Raw genomic sequence first — 18,953 nt, 5'->3', positions numbered from 1 at the left:
ATGTTTAAGTAGTTGAAAATGTGATAGTAGATTATCAAGATATACTTTTTTGAAAACTTTTTAATAACTTAATTAAGTTTAGTTCAGTTAAGTTTTTTTCATTTTCTTGACTATTATAGTCAGGATTTTTTTGTTTCGCCTTTTTAAAGTATAAATTCAAATCTTTTTTTGAAACGACTAGTTGCTTCATTATCTCTTCTATTGAAAAATTACTTTTTATTAAGTTGTGAGTCTTTTCCAATTCTATTTTATCATCATAAATTACTATATTATTTTTAAATCTATCTAAAGGATATTTTTCGAGACCAGGTATTGAAGAAAATACTTTCAGCAATTGGTACTTTAAAGTATTTTTGTATAAACAGTGATAATAAATAGTCTCCTGATAATCTATTTTAAAACTTTCTACTTCAGGGGAAGGGACTAGACAATTACCTTGATCTAAATACATAGCCATACATTCGTCAATTGTAAGATGACGATATCGAAGTCGTACTAATTGCCAATCAATATTAGTCTGGTATTGATTTAAACTATAGGGCATAGTTTTGTCACGATTTGCATCATCGTCGGTAAGTTTAATATAAAAATCGGGATTAGGATTATAAATAAAAAATCTTCCGTCTTCATTTTCAATGAAGAACCAATTTTTATAGTCTTTTAAAACATGAAAATACTGCTCTTTGATATTTAAGTCGGTATGATTAAACTTTAGAAACAACTTATTTATTAACTCAAAAGGAGCAGAGGAGTCTTTAGGAGTATTTATAGAGCCATTTCTAGCATATATTAATCCTTTTGGTAATGCAGTATCTTTCTTAGGTTTATAATCTTTTGTTAAAAATACAGGAACTTTATCTGTATCATGAATAATTAAGATGTCAATTTCTTTGTTGTCTATAGTTTCAGTTTGTATGCTAATTTTAATTTGATTATTTGTTGATATAAAGAGTTTATGTAGTAAATCTGTTAGATCTTCTTCATTTCTTCTATTATCATCATTGTTTACACCGATTATATCTAAAGTGATATTATCAATTCCAAAGATGATATAACAATCTTCGTGATGTGATGTATTGACAAAATTTAAGATATCACGCACCAATTCAGTTTTTGAATGATGCCATTTTTGTTTAAAATCATGAAACTCATCTTCGGGAGTATTCAATAGTAAATGTATTTGATCTAGACTCAGCATTTTTATTTCTCCAAATATTAGTTTACAGAAATTTTATCATAGAATCAGAGAAAGTCAATCATAACTATATTAGCTGTGATACCTTTTCCAAATCTTCCCTGTTATCCTAAAATAATAGAGCAACTACATTGTAGCTTAAAAACATGATTAAACCGCTATTCTTAGGAGTAGCGGTTTTTCTATTTTCTCCGAAATGGGATAAAATGGGGTAAGTAAGTAATTTTCCAACTTTTTAATTCAACATAAAAATCCCCAATCGTAGCGATTGAGGATTAAGCAAATAAATCTTAAACAATACCTTGTGCAATCATAGCATTTGCTACATTTTCAAAGGCAGCAATGTTAGCTCCTGCAAGGTAGTCTTTATCAAGACCGTATGTTTCTGAAGTTGTTTTAGCTGTGTTAAAGATGTTTGTCATGATGTCTTTGAGACGTCCATCAACTTCTTCACGAGTCCATGAGAGGCGAAGACTGTTTTGGCTCATTTCAAGGGCTGAAACGGCTACACCACCGGCATTGGCAGCTTTAGCAGGTCCGTAGAAAATACCATTTTCTTTGTAAACTTTGATGGCATCAAGGTCGCTTGGCATGTTAGCACCTTCAGATACACAGATAACGCCTTGAGCAACCAAACGTTTAGCTGCTTCACCGTTGATTTCGTTTTGAGTCGCACATGGAAGAGCGATGTCATAGTTTCCAGCGTAAGTCCATACAGAACCTTCATGATAAGTAGCGGTTGCTTTCTCAGCTGCATACTCAGTCAAACGAGCGCGACGTTTTTCTTTAACATCAACCAATAGATCGAAGTCGATACCATTTTCATCGATGACATAACCATTTGAGTCAGATACAGAGATAACGGTTGCACCAAGTTCAGTCGCTTTTTGAAGAGCGTATTGAGCAACGTTACCAGAACCTGAAATAACCACTTTCTTACCAGCAAAGCTGTTACCGTTAGCTTTGAGCATTTCTTCAGTGTAGTAAACCAAACCGTAACCAGTTGCTTCTGGACGAATCAAGCTACCACCAAATCCAAGAGGCTTACCAGTCAAGACACCAGCATCAAATTGGTTAAGGCGTTTGTATTGACCGTAAAGGTAACCAATCTCACGTCCACCAACACCGATATCACCAGCAGGTACGTCAAGTGATGGGCCGATGTATTTTTGCAATTCAGTCATGAAGCTTTGGCAGAAGCGCATCACTTCAGCATCTGTTTTACCTTTAGGATCGAAGTCTGATCCACCTTTACCTCCACCGATAGGAAGTCCAGTCAAGACATTTTTAAAGATTTGTTCAAACCCGAGGAATTTCAAAATCCCTTGATTTACAGTTGGGTGGAAACGAAGTCCGCCTTTGTATGGTCCAACAGCTGAGTTGAATTGAACACGGTAGCCCCGGTTTACTTGAATTTTTCCATCACGGTCAACCCAAGGAACACGGAAAGAAATCACGCGCTCAGGCTCAGTAATACGTGCCAAGATATTTTCTTCGATATACTCAGGGTGTTTTTCAAATACAGGTTCTAAAGTGTTGAAAAATTCTTCAACAGCTTGGAGGAATTCAGCCTCGTGCCCGTTACGAGCTTTTACAGTTTCAAACACGCTTTGAATATATTCTTTAGCAGATGTCATATCGTTCTCCTTAAATTCTAATTTAATTATGTGAGTCATTATAGCAGAATTTTTTTTTACTGTAAAGAAAAAAACAGAAATTTTCTAAAAATTCTATCAATTTAGTTTTGATATTTAGTTTTGAGGCTTTTTGAAAATAGATAAAAAACGAACGTTTTTCTTATAAATGCCTTTCTTAAAGAGAAAATCTGAAAATGTGGTATAATATTAGCAATAAAAGGAATCTGGAGGATCAGAATCATGGTATCAACGAAAACGCAAATTGCTGGTTTTGAGTTTGACAACTGCTTGATGAATGCAGCAGGTGTGGCTTGTATGACGATAGAGGAGCTAGAAGGGGTTAAAAACTCAGCGGCAGGAACTTTTGTGACCAAGACAGCGACCTTGGACTTTCGTCAGGGAAATCCTGAGCCACGTTATCAAGATGTTCCACTTGGTTCTATCAACTCTATGGGCTTGCCAAATAATGGCTTAGACTATTATTTGGACTATCTTTTGGATCTGCAGGAAAAAGAGCCGAACCGGACTTTCTTCTTATCTCTAGTTGGTATGTCTCCAGAGGAAACCCATACTATTTTGAAAAAAGTCCAAGAGAGTGAGTTTCGTGGTCTGACTGAACTAAACCTCTCCTGTCCAAATGTTCCAGGTAAACCTCAGATTGCCTATGATTTTGAGACAACTGACCGGATTTTGGCAGAGGTATTTGCCTATTTTACCAAACCTCTGGGAATTAAATTGCCACCATATTTTGATATTGTTCACTTTGACCAAGCGGCAGCTATTTTCAACAAGTATCCTCTTAAGTTTGTAAACTGCGTCAACTCTATCGGAAACGGCCTTTATATAGAAGATGAGTCCGTCGTTATTCGTCCTAAGAATGGTTTTGGTGGGATTGGTGGGGAGTACATCAAACCGACTGCTCTAGCGAATGTTCATGCTTTTTATCAACGTTTAAATCCTCAAATCCAAATCATCGGAACAGGTGGCGTTCTGACTGGTAGAGATGCCTTTGAACATATCCTCTGTGGAGCTAGTATGGTGCAGGTGGGAACTACCCTTCACAAAGAAGGTGTCGGTACCTTCGAACGTATTACCAATGAACTGAAAGAAATCATGGCGGAAAAAGGGTACGAAAGCCTAGAAGATTTCCGTGGGAAATTGCGCTATATCGATTAAATTCATTAAAAAATCAGAAGAAAGGAGAGAAGATGTTAGCCATTGAAGAAAGCCAGAAGTTGACTTTATCAAATTTATCGAGCCTGAGCCTTTTTACAGGGACAGACCAGGGCCAGTTTGAAGTGATGAAGAGTCAAGTATTGAAACAGATTGGCTATGATTCTGCTGACCTCAACTTTGCCTACTTTGATATGAAAGAAGTAGTTTACAAAGATGTAGAACTGGAGTTGGTCAGCCTTCCTTTCTTTACGGATGAGAAAATCGTGATATTGGATCATTTTGTCGATGTCACGACTGCTAAAAAGCACTTTTTGACAGATGATGAGCTCAAGTCATTTGAGGAATACCTTGACAATCCTTCACCAACAACCAAGTTGTTAATCTTTGCAGAAGGAAAGTTGGATAGCAAAAGACGGTTGGTTAAATTACTGAAGCGTGATGCAAAGGTTTTTGATGCAGTAGAAGCCAAAGAGCAAGAACTACGTCAGTATTTCCAAAAGTGGAGTCAGAAACAAGGTCTGCAGTTTGTGGGGCAATCCTTTGAAAATCTACTTATCAAATCTGGTTTTCAATTTAGCGAAATCCAGAAAAATCTCCTCTTTTTACAGTCCTATAAGGAAGACTCTATTATCGAAGAAGAGGATATTGTCAACGCAATTCCTAAGACCTTACAGGATAATATTTTTGATTTAACTCAGTTTATTCTGACTAAAAAGATGGACCAGGCGCGCGACTTAGTTAGAGACTTGACCTTGCAAGGGGAAGACGAAATTAAGCTCATAGCTGTCATGCTAGGACAATTTCGGACTTTTACTCAGGTGAAAATTTTGGCGGAGTCTGGGCAAACAGAATCGCAGATTGCAAGTAGTCTAGGTGGCTATCTAGGACGCAATCCCAATCCCTATCAAATCAAGTTTGCGCTGAGAGATGCGCGAGTACTTTCCTTGAGCTTTTTGAAGCAAGCTATTTCCTATTTGATTGAGACAGACTATCAGATTAAGACAGGTCTTTATGAAAAGAGTTTCCTTTTTGAAAAGGCACTCTTACAGATTGCTAGTCAGGTCAATTGACATTTTTTTGAAACTATAACCCGCGTCAGGATTATCTTGTCGTGGGTTTCTTGCTGATTTGCTTGTTTTATACTTAATGAAAATCAAAGAGCAAACTAGGAAACTAGCCGCAGGTTGCTCAAAGCACTGCTTTGAGGTTGTAAATAAGACTGACGAAGTCAGCTCAAAACACTGTTTTGAGGTTGTGGATAGAACTGACGAAGTCAGCTCAAAACACTGTTTTGAGGTTGTGGATAGAACTGACGAAGTCAGTAACATATATCTACGGCAAGGCGACGTTGACGCGGTTTGAAGAGATTTTCGAAGAGTATTATTAGAAAGTATGTCAGTGATTTTCTTATCTATAAGCAAAAAACTTGAAAAAAGTGAATGTTTGCGTTATCATTTTCATATAGAAAGAAAAAGAGGTATTACAGATGGCTATTATCTTACCAGATCTTCCATATGCATACGACGCTTTGGAACCATACATCGATGCGGAAACAATGCATTTGCACCATGACAAGCACCATCAAACTTATGTCAACAATGCTAATGCAGCTCTAGAAAAACACCCTGAAATTGGTGAAGACCTTGAAGCCTTGCTTGCTGATGTAGAATCTATCCCAGCTGATATCCGTCAAGCGCTCATTAACAATGGTGGTGGACACTTGAACCACGCTCTTTTCTGGGAATTGATGACTCCTGAGAAAACAGCTCCATCAGCAGAACTTGCAGCAGCAATCGATGCAACATTTGGTTCATTTGAAGAATTCCAAGCAGCCTTCACTGCAGCAGCAACAACTCGTTTTGGTTCAGGATGGGCATGGTTGGTTGTCAACAAAGAAGGTAAACTTGAAGTGACTTCAACAGCAAACCAAGACACACCAATCTCAGAAGGTAAAAAACCAATCTTGGGCTTGGACGTTTGGGAACATGCTTACTACGTGAAATATCGCAACGTGCGTCCTGACTACATCAAAGCTTTCTTCTCAGTGATCAACTGGAACAAAGTAGATGAATTGTACGCAGCAGCTAAATAATGATAGTTGGAGGGAAGAATTGTTCTTCTCTTTTTAAGGTTATATTATTTTGGTCTGACAAAATCGTCAGACTTTTTTCATTTTTATGAGAAACGTGCTAACTGCTAGAAATTATGGTAGAATAAAGTATTAAGTAATCGTGGAAAAAGGATATCTATGCGAAAAGAAATTGCACCTGAATTATACAACTATAACAAGTTTCCTGGTCCTGAGTTTCATTTACACGGGGACAAGGTTGAAACGGAAGGGATAGCTTTTTCCTTGGTGGAAAATATCAAGGATGCCTTTGATGTGACGGCTTTTAATCAGCGTTTTTCAGAAGTCTTAACCAAGTTTGATTATATCGTGGGAGATTGGAGCAACGAACAGCTTCGCCTACGAGGTTTTTACAAGGATGATCGAACAGAAGAGAAACTTGAAAAAATCAGTCGTTTACAAGACTATCTTTTAGAGTATTGTAGTTATGGTTGTGCCTATTTTGTCTTAGAAAATGAAGCTCCTAAGCGAGCATCATTTGACAAGAAAATACGTAAGAAGGAAGAAGAAACACCTTCTAGAAAAGGAAAGAAACCGGCTCAAACAAAACGAAAACCGAATGCAGATAAGAAAAATAGACGTCGTCAGAAAGACCAGCATTCTCAGAAAGAGGACAAGGGACAACGTCATTTTGTCATTCGTCAGAAGTGAGTAGAGAATAAGGAGAAGAAATGAAACCGTCAATTTATAGTTTAACACGTCAAACCATGCAGGAATGGGTATTGGAGCAGGGAGAAAAGAAATTCCGTGCTGATCAAATCTGGGAATGGCTTTACCGTAAACGTGTGCAGTCATTTGAAGAAATGACCAATCTTTCAAAAGATTTGATTGCTAAGCTCAATGACCAGTTTGTAGTCAATCCCTTGAAACAGCGTATCGTTCAAGAGTCTGCTGATGGTACGGTCAAATATCTCTTTGAGTTGCCTGATGGTATGCTAATTGAGACTGTACTGATGCGTCAGCACTATGGTTTGTCAGTCTGTGTGACCACTCAGGTCGGCTGTAATATCGGTTGTACCTTCTGTGCTTCTGGTTTGATTAAGAAGCAACGAGACCTCAATAACGGTGAAATTGTAGCGCAAATCATGCTGGTTCAGAAATACTTTGATGAGCGTGGTCAGGATGAACGCGTCAGCCATATCGTTGTCATGGGAATCGGTGAGCCCTTTGATAACTACAACAATGTCTTGAATTTCGTTCGTACCATCAATGATGACAAGGGGATGGCTATCGGTGCTCGTCACATCACGGTTTCAACCTCAGGTTTGGCCCATAAAATTCGTGATTTTGCTAATGAAGGAGTTCAGGTCAATCTTGCCGTTTCCCTTCACGCACCTAACAATGAGTTGCGTTCAAGCATCATGAAGATTAACCGTGCCTTTCCGATTGAAAAACTCTTTGCAGCTATTGAGTACTACATTGAGACAACAAATCGTCGTGTGACCTTTGAGTATATCATGCTAAATGAAGTTAATGATGGTGTTGAACAGGCCCTTGAGTTAGCTGAATTGCTCAAGAATATTAAGAAATTGTCTTATGTAAACTTGATTCCTTACAACCCAGTTAGTGAGCATGACCAATATAGCCGTAGTCCTAAAGAGCGCGTGATGGCTTTCTATGATACGCTTAAGAAAAAGGGGGTCAACTGTGTGGTTCGTCAAGAACATGGTACAGATATTGATGCAGCTTGTGGACAATTGCGCTCTAACACAATGAAACGTGACCGCCAGAAAGCAGTCGCAGCAGTCAATCCTTAATGATGAAGAAAACTTATAATCATATTTTAGTATGGGGAGTCATTTTCTATAGCATTTGCATTGTCTATTTTTGCTTTACTCCTCAAGGACATTCTCCCGTGGGAGTGGAAACTCCAGGTATTCAGCATCTTGGACGCCTGGTTTTTCTTTTGACTCCTTTCAATTCTCTCTGGAAACTGGGCCAAGTGAGTGATGTGGGACAATTATCTTGGATTTTTTTACAAAATATCCTCAATGTCTTCTTGCTTTTTCCTTTGGTGTTCCAACTCCTTTATCTCCTTCCAAACTTGCGGAAAACAAAAAAGGTGCTACTTTTTAGTTTTCTAGTGAGCCTTGGAATCGAGTGTACGCAGTTAGTCTTGGACTTTTTCTTTGATTTTAATCGCGTCTTTGAAATTGATGATTTGTGGACCAATACCTTGGGTGGCTATCTGGCTTGGTTCCTATATAAACAATTACATAAAAACAAGATAAGGAATTAAAATGAGTATTTTAGAAGTTAAAAATCTGAGTCACGGTTTTGGTGACCGTGCAATTTTTGAAGATGTTTCCTTCCGTCTTCTCAAAGGAGAACATATCGGTCTGGTCGGTGCTAATGGTGAAGGAAAATCAACTTTTATGAGCATCGTGACTGGTAAGATGTTGCCAGATGAAGGGAAGGTTGAGTGGTCCAAATATGTGACTGCTGGATACTTAGACCAACATTCTGTCTTGGAAGAAGGACAGTCGGTGCGTGATGTTCTCCGTACAGCCTTTGATGAGCTGTTTAAAGCAGAAGCTCGTATCAATGACCTTTATATGGAAATGGCTGAAGACGGTGCGGATGTTGATGCTCTCATGGAAGAAGTGGGAGAACTTCAAGACCGTTTAGAGAGTCGTGATTTCTATACTTTGGATGCTAAGATTGATGAAGTAGCGCGTGCCCTTGGTGTCATGGACTTTGGCATGGATACGGATGTAACCTCTTTGTCAGGTGGGCAAAGAACCAAGGTGCTTTTGGCTAAACTTCTCCTTGAGAAGCCTGATATCTTGCTGTTGGACGAGCCGACCAACTACTTGGATGCTGAGCATATTGACTGGCTTAAGCGCTATCTCCAAAACTATGAGAATGCCTTTGTCCTCATTTCACACGATATTCCATTCCTGAACGACGTGATTAATATTGTCTACCATGTGGAAAATCAACAGCTGACGCGTTATTCTGGTGACTACTACCAGTTCCAAGAAGTCTATGCTATGAAGAAATCTCAGCTAGAGGCTGCCTACGAACGTCAGCAAAAAGAAATTGCGGACCTTAAGGACTTTGTTGCCCGAAACAAAGCGCGTGTTGCAACACGAAACATGGCCATGTCCCGTCAGAAGAAATTGGATAAGATGGATATTATCGAACTGCAAAGTGAGAAACCAAAACCATCCTTTGATTTCAAACCAGCTCGTACGCCAGGGCGCTTTATCTTCCAAGCCAAGGATTTGCAAATTGGTTATGATCGTCCTCTGACCAAGCCTTTAAATCTTACCTTTGAACGTAATCAAAAGGTTGCTATTATCGGGGCAAATGGTATCGGGAAAACAACTCTCTTGAAGTCTCTCTTGGGCATTATTCCGCCAATTGCTGGGGAAGTGGAGCGTGGAGATTATCTAGAACTTGGCTACTTTGAACAAGAAGTAGAAGGCGGTAATCGCCAAACACCACTAGAGGCTGTTTGGAATGCCTTTCCAGCTCTCAACCAAGCAGAAGTTCGTGCAGCCCTTGCCCGTTGTGGTTTGACAACTAAGCATATCGAAAGTCAAATTCAGGTTTTGTCAGGTGGGGAACAAGCCAAAGTTCGTTTCTGTCTCTTGATGAATCGTGAAAACAACGTTTTAGTGCTGGACGAGCCGACCAACCATTTGGATGTGGATGCCAAGGATGAACTCAAACGTGCTCTCAAAGAATACAAGGGATCTATCCTTATGGTCTGCCACGAACCAGACTTTTATGAAGGTTGGATGGACCAAATCTGGGACTTTAACAAGCTAACTTAAAAATGAGGAAAAAAGAAATACAGTATCGAATGCGGATACTGTATTTTTTGGTTTTTAAGATTTAAAATCGTAGTCTTTCACCACTTCGATGCTATCGATAGTAATAGCAGTCGTTGGTTTGTCTTTCTCATCTTTTTCGGCTTTAGCAATCTTATCTACAACATCCATACCGTCAATCACTTGACCAAAGACTGGGTGTTTGCCGTCTAGACTAGGGTTTCCCCCTTCTTTATAGGCTTCGATGATTTTCTTTGGATACTTGCTTGTAGGGAGTTTAGCAGAGGTATCTGTAGAATTTTGGTTGATAAAGAACTGGCTGCCATTGGTGTTTGGTTGACCAGTATTAGCCATAGAAAGAGCACCCCGGATGTTATAGAGATAAGGAGTAATCTCGTTTTTGAAACCAGTTCCCTTGTCTTTAGTCTTATCCTTGTCATGCCAGATGGACTGACCGCCTGTACCGTCCCCTTTGGGATCTCCAGTTTGAACCATGAAACCATCAATGACACGGTGGAAGGTAATGCCGTTATAGTAGCCTTCTTTGGCATGAGTGAGGAAGTTTTCAACCGCTAGAGGAGCGAGTTTAGGGAAGAGTTTGATACGGATATCTCCTTGACTTGTGTGTAGAATCACTTCAGCCTCGTCTTCAGCAACTTCTTTAGATAGTTGTGGGAAATTGGCGTTTTCGTTTGTTAAAGCATCGTTTAACTCCTTGGCAGATTGGGCAGCTGCTTTGGAACTTTCTTCAGCAGCCAAGCTAGAATCTACATAGTCATCACCACGCAAACTACGTTGGATGTTGTTACATCCAGCTAGAGCTACAGTGGATAGTAAAAGAAGGGTTGCTAGTTTTTTCATTCTATTCCTCTCAAAAATTCATTTCTACCATTGTACCCTAAAAGGAAGTGGATTTCAAATGTTAGTGACAAGACAGTTTAAGAGGAAGCCAACCTGAAAGTCGCTTGTTTAGAGGTATCAATACCATAAGTGTACTCGAAGTATTTAGGAAACCAGATCTTAAGAAAGCTCGTAAAGCATCACAATTAGTAAACGTTAATTCGAAAGAATTACTATATTTTAAAAGAGCACATTTTCAAAGGATTTTTTCTTTTGGCTTCAATTTCTAATTAGTCAATGAACTTAATACTAGGTCTCGAAAAGAATTATGCTTCCTCTTTCTGTCTGAGTTCAAAGAGGTCTTCTACTTTCAGATTAAAAACTTGAGCAATTTTAAGAGCCATTTCCAGCGAAGGATTGTAACGGTTATTTTCCAAGTGCAGAATTGTCTCGCGTCGCATGCCGATGAGGTCGGCTAACTCTTGCTGGGTCATGCCTGTGGACTCACGAACAGATTTGAGATTAGTAATAATCTTGCTTTCTTTGGCCATGCTTATCCTCTCCGTTCCAAGATAAAATAGACAACCGCAAAGATTAAAATCAAGGCAGCTATATTAATAAAGATCTGGCCCATGTAAAGCGTGAGAGACCCTATATATCCAATGATAACTGCTAGGATCATCAGTGCACCTAGCATAAAAACAAACATCAAGCTAGCTGCCTTTGCTAAATTAGCATAAAAGCGTTCGTCCGGAGTTTCCTTGACATTTTTTAAAGAGAAAAAACCAAATAGAATCACTTCAATAACGAGGATAATTCCGAAACTCCATTCTTTAATACCAGAACTTACGCTAGGGGTTGCAACCCAAAGCCCTACTGTATAAAAAATGCTTGCTGCAAACACAAGTATCGTGTAAAGCTTAACAGACAAGTCAAAAATAATCTTTCTCTTACCTTTCTGACTTTTATGAGGCCATGGCTTCATATGTAGCCAGCCCCAAATAGCTACAATTTGACCTAACACTGAAATACAAGTAATAACTAACTTGGGTCCCCAACTAAGATTAGAACCAAATAAAACAATAAAATCAATAAAGAGAGCTACGGCAATCATTGCAATGAGGCCACGCATTTTTTGACTTTTTTTCATGATAGACTCCTTTTTTGTGTTATAAATATATAACACTTAAATTTTATGTTATAAATATATCACATTTAAATTTAGAAAGCAAGAATTTATGTGCCAAGGTAGCAATTATTTGAAAAATTTTTTTAATAAAAGCCCTCGATAGTCAAACAAGTAAAGAATTCTTTGAAGCAATGCATCGGATTTGGTTTGGATAGTTTCGTTAATAATATTTGATGATAAAGAATTTTTGGAAAATCTAGATACCGTATGAATCTCTACTTTTTTTCTTAGACTGTTATAAAGTCTGTCAGAATAAGCGTTATAGGTGTAGAAGTTAATTTTTACAGAACTAAATTATTTCCCTATTTAGAATCTATTAATTCATATTTTATAACTTAATTAGTAGATTTCGTTCTTAAAATCCTTGATGTTTCGCTTGGGAACGGGCTTGGGATTTAGGAGCCAAGTATCAAAATCACGTTCAGGTGAGATGAAGGGCTTAACTTGGTGGTCTTTGTAAAATTTTTCTACAATAGCATTCATGACATTCTCTTTCTGGTTTTTCTTTAAAAAAATAACAAATTTCTAAATGGTTTAAAAATTTTATAGTCTGTCAAGTTTTTTTCTTGACACCTGTCAGAAATCTGATATAATAGAACATGTGCTAAATAGCTTAGCTATTTCACCGAAATAAAAAATAAGAAAAGAGACTTTAAAAATGGCAGTTAAAATCCGTTTGACTCGTATGGGTTCTAAGAAAAAACCTTTCTACCGTATCAACGTAGCAGATTCACGTTCACCACGTGACGGACGTTTCATCGAAACAGTTGGAACTTACAACCCACTTGTTGCTGAAAACCAAGTAACTTTGAAAGAAGACCGCGTTCTTGCATGGTTGGCTGATGGAGCTCAACCTTCAGATACAGTTCGCAACATCCTTTCAAAAGAAGGCGTATTGAAAAAATTCCACGATTCTAAATTCTCAAAATAAGTTTAAAGTAGGTTGACAGATGGATACGATTGAAAATCTCATTATTGCGATTGTGAAACCCTTGATTTCACAACCAGATGCCTTAACTATCAAGATTGAAGATACACCAGAGTTTTTGGAATATCATTTGGATCTTGATCAAAGCGATGTGGGTCGTGTAATCGGTCGTAAGGGTCGCACTATTTCTGCGATAAGAACGATTGTCTACTCTGTCCCAACTGAAGACAAAAAAGTAAGAATCGTTATTGACGAAAAATAAGAAAGGCGGGACGAATGTCTCGCTTTTTTTGCGAGGAGCAGGATATGAAGGATTTAACGTTTAGACAATTACAAGACTACTTACTCGAACATTACCAGCAGTCTCGGACTGAGGAAGGTCTTTTTATCAAGCTAGTGGAGGAAGTCGGAGAAGTAGCCGAAGTTTTGAATGGGCGCTCTGGTCGAAAAGAGGGCGTTCAGGATTCGAACGAGGAACTAGCAAAAGAACTGGCTGATATCATTCACTACACCGTCGCAATCGCAGCCATCAACCATATTGACCTAACTAAAACCATCTTTGAGAAAGACAAAACTGCAGCCATTAAGTACCAACATGAACGTGATTTGGAAGGATTTTTGAAGGAATTCGAGAGTTGACATACTTTTTCTCCAACTTGAGAAAATCCTTGGAACGTGATAAAATAAAGGATAAGGATTTTTTATAATTCATTATACAGAATGAGTGGATTTCTTTATGAAGAGGATTGAAGTATCTACAGAAATTGGTAGTCTCTCTGTTACTTATCAAAAGCAAAAGAAAATGCTAGTTTGTTTAAGTGGTGCAGGTTTGCTACCAAGTTATGAAAATTTTTCACTTATACTCGAAAAACTTCCTCCCACAATTGGTTATTTGACAATTGATTTTCCAAACACAGGTAGAAGTCCGATTCATGACCAAGCTGGAAAAAATCTGGATAATCTTGCAGATGCGGTTTATGAAGTACTTGAAGAATTGGCGATTTCTGAATATATACTTTGTGCACATAGTTTGAGTGGAATTTTAGCTTGCAAGTTGCTCAAGAAACCAATTAAGTGTCAGGCTTTAGTAGCAATTGAACCGACAACTAAAAAAGTCATGTTTGCTGATTTTTCAGAAAATCCTTATCCAGAAATGGAAGAGCAGATGATGCTGATTGAGGAGTGTGGTCCTGAACTTTATTTTAAGAGCTTAACTCAAGCCACATTTAGCCCTGAAATCAATAAAGAAATCTGGGAAATAATGCAAGAAAAAGGTTCAGAGTTGCAAAATCAAGATTCAGAATTTCAGATATCTGGAGAGATTACTGAGGAAGATTTTGAGAATTTGTCGATAGAATCTCATGTCCCTGTATTTATTTTTTGTCAGGCTTATAGAGAAAAAGAGTACAGAGAATCAGAATATTGGACTTCCAATACTAAACTCATTTTAGGAGGGAATCACCATTATTTACAATGGTCAGAATCAGAAAAAATTGTGACTATTATTCGAGAATTGTCAGAATAAGATGGAAATAAATAGACTACAGGAGACAAGATGAACTACTTTAATGTTGGGAAAATCGTCAATACGCAGGGGTTACAGGGTGAGATGCGAGTCTTGTCTGTGACGGATTTTGCAGAAGAACGGTTTAAAAAAGGGGCTGAGCTGGCTTTGTTTGATGAAAAAGATCAGTTTGTTCAAACAGTGACCATTGCTAGCCACCGTAAACAGAAGAACTTTGACATTATTAAATTCAAAGATATGTACCATATCAATACCATTGAAAAGTACAAGGGGTACAGTCTCAAGGTTGCTGAGGAAGATTTGAATGATCTAGACGATGGTGAATTCTACTATCATGAGATTATCGGTTTGGAAGTCTATGAGGGAGAGAATCTGATTGGAACTATCAAGGAAATCCTGCAACCAGGTGCCAACGATGTCTGGGTGGTCAAGCGAAAAGGCAAGCGTGATTTATTATTGCCTTATATCCCACCAGTGGTTCTCAATGTTGATATTCCAAATAACCGCGTCGATGTGGAAATATTAGAAGGGTTAGACGATGAAGATTGATATTTTAACCCTTTTTCCAGAGATGTTTTCTCCTCTAGAGCATTCAATCGTTGGAAAGGCTCGAGAAAAAGGGCTCTTGGATATCCAGTATCATAATTTTCGAGAATATGCTGAAAAGGCCCGCCATGTCGACGATGAGCCCTACGGAGGTGGTCAGGGGATGTTGCTCCGAGCCCAACCCATTTTCGATGCCTTTGATGCTATTGAAAAGAAAAATCCGCGCGTCATTCTCCTAGACCCAGCTGGCAAGCAGTTCGATCAAGCTTATGCTGAGGATTTGGCCAAAGAAGCGGAACTGATATTTATCTGCGGTCACTATGAGGGCTATGACGAGCGTATTAAGACCTTGGTGACAGATGAGATCTCCTTGGGCGACTATGTCCTGACTGGAGGAGAGTTGGCGGCTATGACTATGATTGATGCTACGGTACGCCTGATTCCAGAAGTGATTGGCAAGGAGTCTAGCCACCAAGATGATAGTTTTTCTTCAGGCCTTCTTGAATATCCTCAGTACACACGTCCCTATGATTATCGAGGCATGGTTGTCCCAGATGTTCTGATGAGCGGGCACCATGAAAAGATTCGTCAGTGGCGATTGTATGAGAGTTTGAAGAAAACCTATGAACGCAGACCGGATTTGCTTGAACATTATCAACTGACAGCAGAAGAAGAAAAAATGCTGGCAGAAATTAAAGAAAACAAAGAATAAAGGAGAAACCTATGCAAGTAATCAAACGTGATGGAGAAATTGCTGAATTTAATCCAGACAAGATTTACCAAGCTATCTTAAAAGCAGCCCAGACTGTCTATGTATTGACAGATGATTTGCGTCAAAACCTTGCACAAGTCACTAAGAAAGTGGTTTTGGATTTGGAAGAAGCCAAGGTGGAACGTGCTACCATCAGCATGATTCAGTCTATGGTTGAACATCGTTTACTGGGTGCAGGTTACATTACCATTGCAGAACACTACATTTCCTATCGTCTACAACGTGACTTGGAAAGAAGTGGTTATGGAGATCATATCGCAGTTCATTTACATTTTGAACAAATTCGCTAAGAAAAAAGAGTGGGATGAAGCAACTACATCTCACTCTTTCTTAAATCTATTTTTTTGGGCTGTTTGGACGGTGGAAGGGACAAATCGTAGGCGTTGAATATCGCTTATGCGGATAATACGGCTCATATTTTTGGCAAAATTTTTCACGATAATTTGCTGGCGTTGCTGATCGTATTTGATGATGTCACCTGTAAAACTTGTCTCAGACAAGATAAGGTGAACAGCGGTTTGTTTCTGGATAGCCTCTTCAATAGTGGCTGTAAGGGAGTTACTTTCAGTCTGGTCAGGTTGGTCATGTCCATTTAAAAAGTCATGTATTTTATCTAGAACTTGCTGGAATTTATGTCTCATATTGGCCTCCCTTCTTTTATATCAATATTATATAAAATTTTCCTAAAATCTACAAGATTTTACGAATAATCAAATGAAAGCTAAAAAAGGAGAAGAAAATGGCAGAATTTACTTTTAAAATCGAAGAGCACTTGTTGACTCTTTCTGAAAACGAAAAAGGTTGGACTAAGGAAATCAACCGTGTGAGCTTTAATGGTGCTCCTGCAAAGTTTGATATTCGTGCTTGGAGTCCAGATCATACTAAAATGGGTAAAGGAATTACTCTCTCTAATGAAGAATTTCAAACAATGGTGGATGCTTTTAAAGGCAACTAAGTTTTCAAAATGAAAGAAAAGGATATTGAGTCATGACAACTCGATATCCTTTTTTAGTTAGCAAAGTAAGCCTGATTTTTAAGGCGTTGAAGTAGGGGACGACTAATAAAACTAATAGCCAGAAGTTTACCAAGATCTGGAATGATAAAGGGAATGACCCCCACAATAAGAGCTTTTTCAAATGCCATTCCAGCTAGGAAATGCAAGCTGAGGATCCCACCGACAAAAACAAGTGTATCTCCCAAGAGATTTGCTAGAAAAATCTTGACAACACTACTCTTGCTGTTGGTTAGAGAGGATGTAAGTCCAGAGTAAACAAGATAAAACCAAAGATAGCCTGCAGTAGGACCAACCAACGCCTGCAATCCAGCTCCCCCTCCTGCAAAGACAGGAAGACCGATAGCACCTAGAAGAAGATAGAGTCCAACAGAAAGTACAGCCTCTCTGGGTCTAAAGACAGTAGCAATCAAGCCGATTGCAAAGTTTTGCAGAGTGAAGGGAACAGGTCCAATTGGAAGAGTGATTTGTGCCAATACAGCAATGAGAGCAGCCCCAATAGCAGGGATAGCATAAACGTGAGCTTTTTTCAAAATAGTTAACCTCTTTTCTGATGTATAGTAACTATTATACTCGTAAGAACATTATTGTCAACTTGTTTTATAGAGCAAGGTAACAAAAACTGTAACGGCCGATTTTCCTGACTGGGTAAGTTGTTTTCATCATTTCGTAAATCATCAAAAAAGAAGCAGACACATTTGTATCAGCTTCTGTTGTTTCGATTAACGCATGGTTACAAATTCTTCAGATGCAGTTGGGTGAATCGCTACGGTTGCATCGAAGTCAGCCTTGGTTGCTCCCATTTTGATAGCAACAGCAAATCCTTGAATCATTTCATCAACACCATAGCCAATTCCATGAAGTCCGACAACTTTTTCTTCAGAACCAGCTGTTATCAATTTGAAACGTGTTTCTTGACGGTTGCAAGTGCAAGCAGAGTACATAGACGTAAAGCTTGATTTGTAAACCTTGATTTGGTCTTGACCGTATTCTTTAATAGCTTGCTCTTCTGTCAAGCCAACAGTTCCGATAGCAGGGTGTGAAAAGACAACAGTTGGAATAGTTGAGTAGTCCATTTTTGCAGTTGTTTTTCCGTTAAAGAGACGTTCAGACAAAGTACGTCCAGCTTTGATAGCAACTGGAGTTAGTTCTTTTTCACCTGTTACATCACCTAGAGCGTAGATTCCTTCAACAACAGTATTTTGGTATTTATCCACTTGGATAAAGCCACGTTCATTCAGAGTTACTCCAGCTTTTTCAAGTTGCAAGCTCTTAACGTTTGGACGGCGACCTGTAGCCCAGATAACTTGGCTAGCTGTGTGACTAGTACCATCTTCGAAATGAATGGTAATGCCCTCAGCAGTTTTTTCTAACTTGGCAGGGACTTTGTGAGTATGAAGTGGCAAGTTTGTTCTTTCCATTTCCTTTACCAAACCTTCAACGATGTAAGAATCAAAACCACGTAAAGGACGATCGCGACGAACAAAGAGGTCTGTCTTGACACCAAAAGTGTGGAGTACTCCAGCCAATTCAACGGCAATATAACCAGCACCTAGAATGGCAACTGACTCTGGCAATTCTTCCCAAGCAAATACATCATCAGAAGAGCCACCTAGTTCTGCACCAGGAATATTAGGAATACTTGGATGGGCACCAGTAGCAATCACGATATGTTTAGCACGAATGAGTTCACCATTTACGCTGACAGTATGAGAATCTACAAATTCAGCATGTCCTTCAATCAAGTCTACACCGTTGCGTTTAAAACTGCCATCATAAGAAGAACGAGCGCGATCAATATAGGCTTCACGATTGCGACGTAGGGTAGCAAAGTCAAAGTTAAGATCAGTAGTCTTAAAGCCGTAGTCTTCTCCAAATTGATGGAAAGTCTCAGCGATTTGCGCCCCGTACCACATGATTTTTTTAGGAACACAACCGACGTTGACACAGGTTCCACCTAATTTCTTTTCCTCAATAACGGCCGCTTTAGCTCCGTGTTCACCAGCACGGTTCATGGTAGCAATTCCTCCGCTACCACCACCGATAGCAATGATATCATATTCTCTCATTGAAAACTCCTTTATACTCTTTTAAATAGTAGAGTGTCATTTTTTGATAGTCATATTCTATCTTTTTTTTGATTTGATTGCAAAAATCTGCTACGTTCAAAAAAATTAAAGAAAAGGCTTGCAAAAAGGAAAAATAAAGTGTATTATATAACTAGTA

The 18,953-nt window shown here is 38.7% G+C and carries 24 protein-coding genes; 15 read left to right on the top strand and 9 right to left on the bottom strand.

Annotated elements, in window-relative coordinates:
* Positions 1–34: 34 nt before the first annotated feature.
* The gene (locus B7692_RS00775) at positions 35–1,198 is read right to left on the bottom strand and encodes an ATP-binding protein (protein ID WP_084929622.1); all 1,164 of its coding nucleotides are present in this window, start codon (positions 1,196–1,198) and stop codon (positions 35–37) included.
* 287 nt (positions 1,199–1,485) lie between these two features.
* Complete coding sequence (gdhA, locus tag B7692_RS00770; RefSeq protein ID WP_084929621.1) at positions 1,486–2,832, bottom strand: NADP-specific glutamate dehydrogenase; 1,347 nt, start codon at positions 2,830–2,832, stop codon at positions 1,486–1,488.
* A gap of 240 nt (positions 2,833–3,072) precedes the next feature.
* Here gdhA and B7692_RS00765 point away from each other — a divergent pair, with 240 nt between their 5' ends.
* From B7692_RS00765 to B7692_RS00730, 7 genes are all read left to right on the top strand, one after another.
* The gene (locus B7692_RS00765; protein WP_084929620.1) at positions 3,073–4,008 is read left to right on the top strand and encodes a dihydroorotate oxidase; all 936 of its coding nucleotides are present in this window, start codon (positions 3,073–3,075) and stop codon (positions 4,006–4,008) included.
* Positions 4,009–4,040: 32 nt separating this feature from the next.
* Positions 4,041–5,078 carry a DNA polymerase III subunit delta gene (gene holA / locus B7692_RS00760; protein WP_084929619.1) on the top strand — a complete coding sequence of 346 codons (1,038 nt, stop codon included), beginning with the start codon at positions 4,041–4,043 and terminating at the stop codon, positions 5,076–5,078.
* 416 nt (positions 5,079–5,494) lie between these two features.
* Positions 5,495–6,100, top strand: coding sequence for a superoxide dismutase SodA (gene sodA / locus B7692_RS00750; RefSeq protein WP_000974733.1), 606 nt, complete (start codon positions 5,495–5,497; stop codon positions 6,098–6,100).
* A gap of 156 nt (positions 6,101–6,256) precedes the next feature.
* Positions 6,257–6,787, top strand: a complete 531-nt coding sequence (locus tag B7692_RS00745; RefSeq protein ID WP_020901484.1) for a YutD family protein — start codon at positions 6,257–6,259, stop codon at positions 6,785–6,787.
* Positions 6,788–6,807: 20 nt separating this feature from the next.
* Positions 6,808–7,893, top strand: a complete 1,086-nt coding sequence (rlmN, locus tag B7692_RS00740; protein WP_000804762.1) for a dual-specificity RNA methyltransferase RlmN — start codon at positions 6,808–6,810, stop codon at positions 7,891–7,893.
* Positions 7,893–8,375 (top strand): VanZ family protein, encoded by a 483-nt coding sequence (locus tag B7692_RS00735; protein ID WP_084862391.1) that lies wholly within the window; start codon positions 7,893–7,895, stop codon positions 8,373–8,375. Before rlmN ends, B7692_RS00735 begins: the two co-directional genes overlap by 1 nt.
* 1 nt (position 8,376) lies before the next feature.
* Positions 8,377–9,918 (top strand): ABC-F family ATP-binding cassette domain-containing protein, encoded by a 1,542-nt coding sequence (locus tag B7692_RS00730; RefSeq protein ID WP_050253125.1) that lies wholly within the window; start codon positions 8,377–8,379, stop codon positions 9,916–9,918.
* A 54-nt stretch (positions 9,919–9,972) separates the two neighbouring features.
* On the opposite strand, the gene B7692_RS00725 is transcribed toward B7692_RS00730, so the two are convergent.
* From B7692_RS00725 to B7692_RS11075, 4 genes are all read right to left on the bottom strand, one after another.
* Positions 9,973–10,776 (bottom strand): peptidylprolyl isomerase, encoded by an 804-nt coding sequence (locus B7692_RS00725; RefSeq protein ID WP_084862389.1) that lies wholly within the window; start codon positions 10,774–10,776, stop codon positions 9,973–9,975.
* 305 nt (positions 10,777–11,081) lie between these two features.
* Positions 11,082–11,306 (bottom strand): helix-turn-helix transcriptional regulator, encoded by a 225-nt coding sequence (locus B7692_RS00720; protein WP_001041097.1) that lies wholly within the window; start codon positions 11,304–11,306, stop codon positions 11,082–11,084.
* A 2-nt stretch (positions 11,307–11,308) separates the two neighbouring features.
* Positions 11,309–11,905 carry a hypothetical protein gene (locus tag B7692_RS00715; protein WP_084862386.1) on the bottom strand — a complete coding sequence of 199 codons (597 nt, stop codon included), beginning with the start codon at positions 11,903–11,905 and terminating at the stop codon, positions 11,309–11,311.
* A gap of 378 nt (positions 11,906–12,283) precedes the next feature.
* On the bottom strand, positions 12,284–12,427 hold the full coding sequence (locus B7692_RS11075; RefSeq protein ID WP_192855393.1) for a hypothetical protein: 144 nt from the start codon (positions 12,425–12,427) through the stop codon (positions 12,284–12,286).
* Positions 12,428–12,602: 175 nt separating this feature from the next.
* Here B7692_RS11075 and rpsP point away from each other — a divergent pair, with 175 nt between their 5' ends.
* The 7 genes from rpsP to B7692_RS00680 all read left to right on the top strand — a co-directional run bounded on the left by rpsP (position 12,603) and on the right by B7692_RS00680 (position 16,005).
* On the top strand, positions 12,603–12,875 hold the full coding sequence (gene rpsP, locus B7692_RS00710) for a 30S ribosomal protein S16 (protein WP_000268760.1): 273 nt from the start codon (positions 12,603–12,605) through the stop codon (positions 12,873–12,875).
* Positions 12,876–12,894: 19 nt separating this feature from the next.
* Complete coding sequence (gene kphA / locus B7692_RS00705) at positions 12,895–13,134, top strand: RNA-binding protein KphA (protein ID WP_000379617.1); 240 nt, start codon at positions 12,895–12,897, stop codon at positions 13,132–13,134.
* Positions 13,135–13,178: 44 nt separating this feature from the next.
* Positions 13,179–13,511 carry a MazG nucleotide pyrophosphohydrolase domain-containing protein gene (locus tag B7692_RS00700; protein ID WP_024057004.1) on the top strand — a complete coding sequence of 111 codons (333 nt, stop codon included), beginning with the start codon at positions 13,179–13,181 and terminating at the stop codon, positions 13,509–13,511.
* Positions 13,512–13,608: 97 nt separating this feature from the next.
* Entirely contained in the window at positions 13,609–14,397 is a 789-nt protein-coding gene (locus B7692_RS00695) for an alpha/beta fold hydrolase (RefSeq protein WP_024057003.1), read from the top strand.
* A 30-nt stretch (positions 14,398–14,427) separates the two neighbouring features.
* Complete coding sequence (gene rimM / locus B7692_RS00690) at positions 14,428–14,946, top strand: ribosome maturation factor RimM (RefSeq protein WP_084862384.1); 519 nt, start codon at positions 14,428–14,430, stop codon at positions 14,944–14,946.
* Positions 14,936–15,655: a tRNA (guanosine(37)-N1)-methyltransferase TrmD gene (trmD, locus tag B7692_RS00685; RefSeq protein ID WP_084862382.1), complete on the top strand. Its 720-nt coding sequence runs from the start codon at positions 14,936–14,938 to the stop codon at positions 15,653–15,655. Before rimM ends, trmD begins: the two co-directional genes overlap by 11 nt.
* Positions 15,656–15,666: 11 nt before the next feature.
* Positions 15,667–16,005: an ATP cone domain-containing protein gene (locus B7692_RS00680; RefSeq protein WP_001196040.1), complete on the top strand. Its 339-nt coding sequence runs from the start codon at positions 15,667–15,669 to the stop codon at positions 16,003–16,005.
* A 30-nt stretch (positions 16,006–16,035) separates the two neighbouring features.
* Here B7692_RS00680 and B7692_RS00675 read toward each other — a convergent pair whose 3' ends face one another.
* The gene (locus tag B7692_RS00675) at positions 16,036–16,356 is read right to left on the bottom strand and encodes a hypothetical protein (RefSeq protein WP_049502150.1); all 321 of its coding nucleotides are present in this window, start codon (positions 16,354–16,356) and stop codon (positions 16,036–16,038) included.
* A gap of 98 nt (positions 16,357–16,454) precedes the next feature.
* Between B7692_RS00675 and B7692_RS00670 the strand changes: the two genes are divergently transcribed.
* Positions 16,455–16,670, top strand: a complete 216-nt coding sequence (locus B7692_RS00670) for a YdbC family protein (protein WP_000807437.1) — start codon at positions 16,455–16,457, stop codon at positions 16,668–16,670.
* Between the two features lie 53 nt (positions 16,671–16,723).
* Here B7692_RS00670 and B7692_RS00665 read toward each other — a convergent pair whose 3' ends face one another.
* Both B7692_RS00665 and gor read right to left on the bottom strand, forming a co-directional pair.
* Positions 16,724–17,260: a biotin transporter BioY gene (locus B7692_RS00665; protein WP_084929617.1), complete on the bottom strand. Its 537-nt coding sequence runs from the start codon at positions 17,258–17,260 to the stop codon at positions 16,724–16,726.
* A gap of 189 nt (positions 17,261–17,449) precedes the next feature.
* The gene (gor, locus tag B7692_RS00660) at positions 17,450–18,796 is read right to left on the bottom strand and encodes a glutathione-disulfide reductase (RefSeq protein ID WP_049502148.1); all 1,347 of its coding nucleotides are present in this window, start codon (positions 18,794–18,796) and stop codon (positions 17,450–17,452) included.
* Positions 18,797–18,953 lie beyond the last annotated feature (157 nt).

Source organism: Streptococcus mitis, from assembly GCF_002096925.1.
GTDB classification, from domain to species: domain Bacteria; phylum Bacillota; class Bacilli; order Lactobacillales; family Streptococcaceae; genus Streptococcus; species Streptococcus mitis_AF.
Note: the sequence above shows the minus strand (reverse complement) of the source record. Positions and strands in the feature narration are given on the sequence as shown.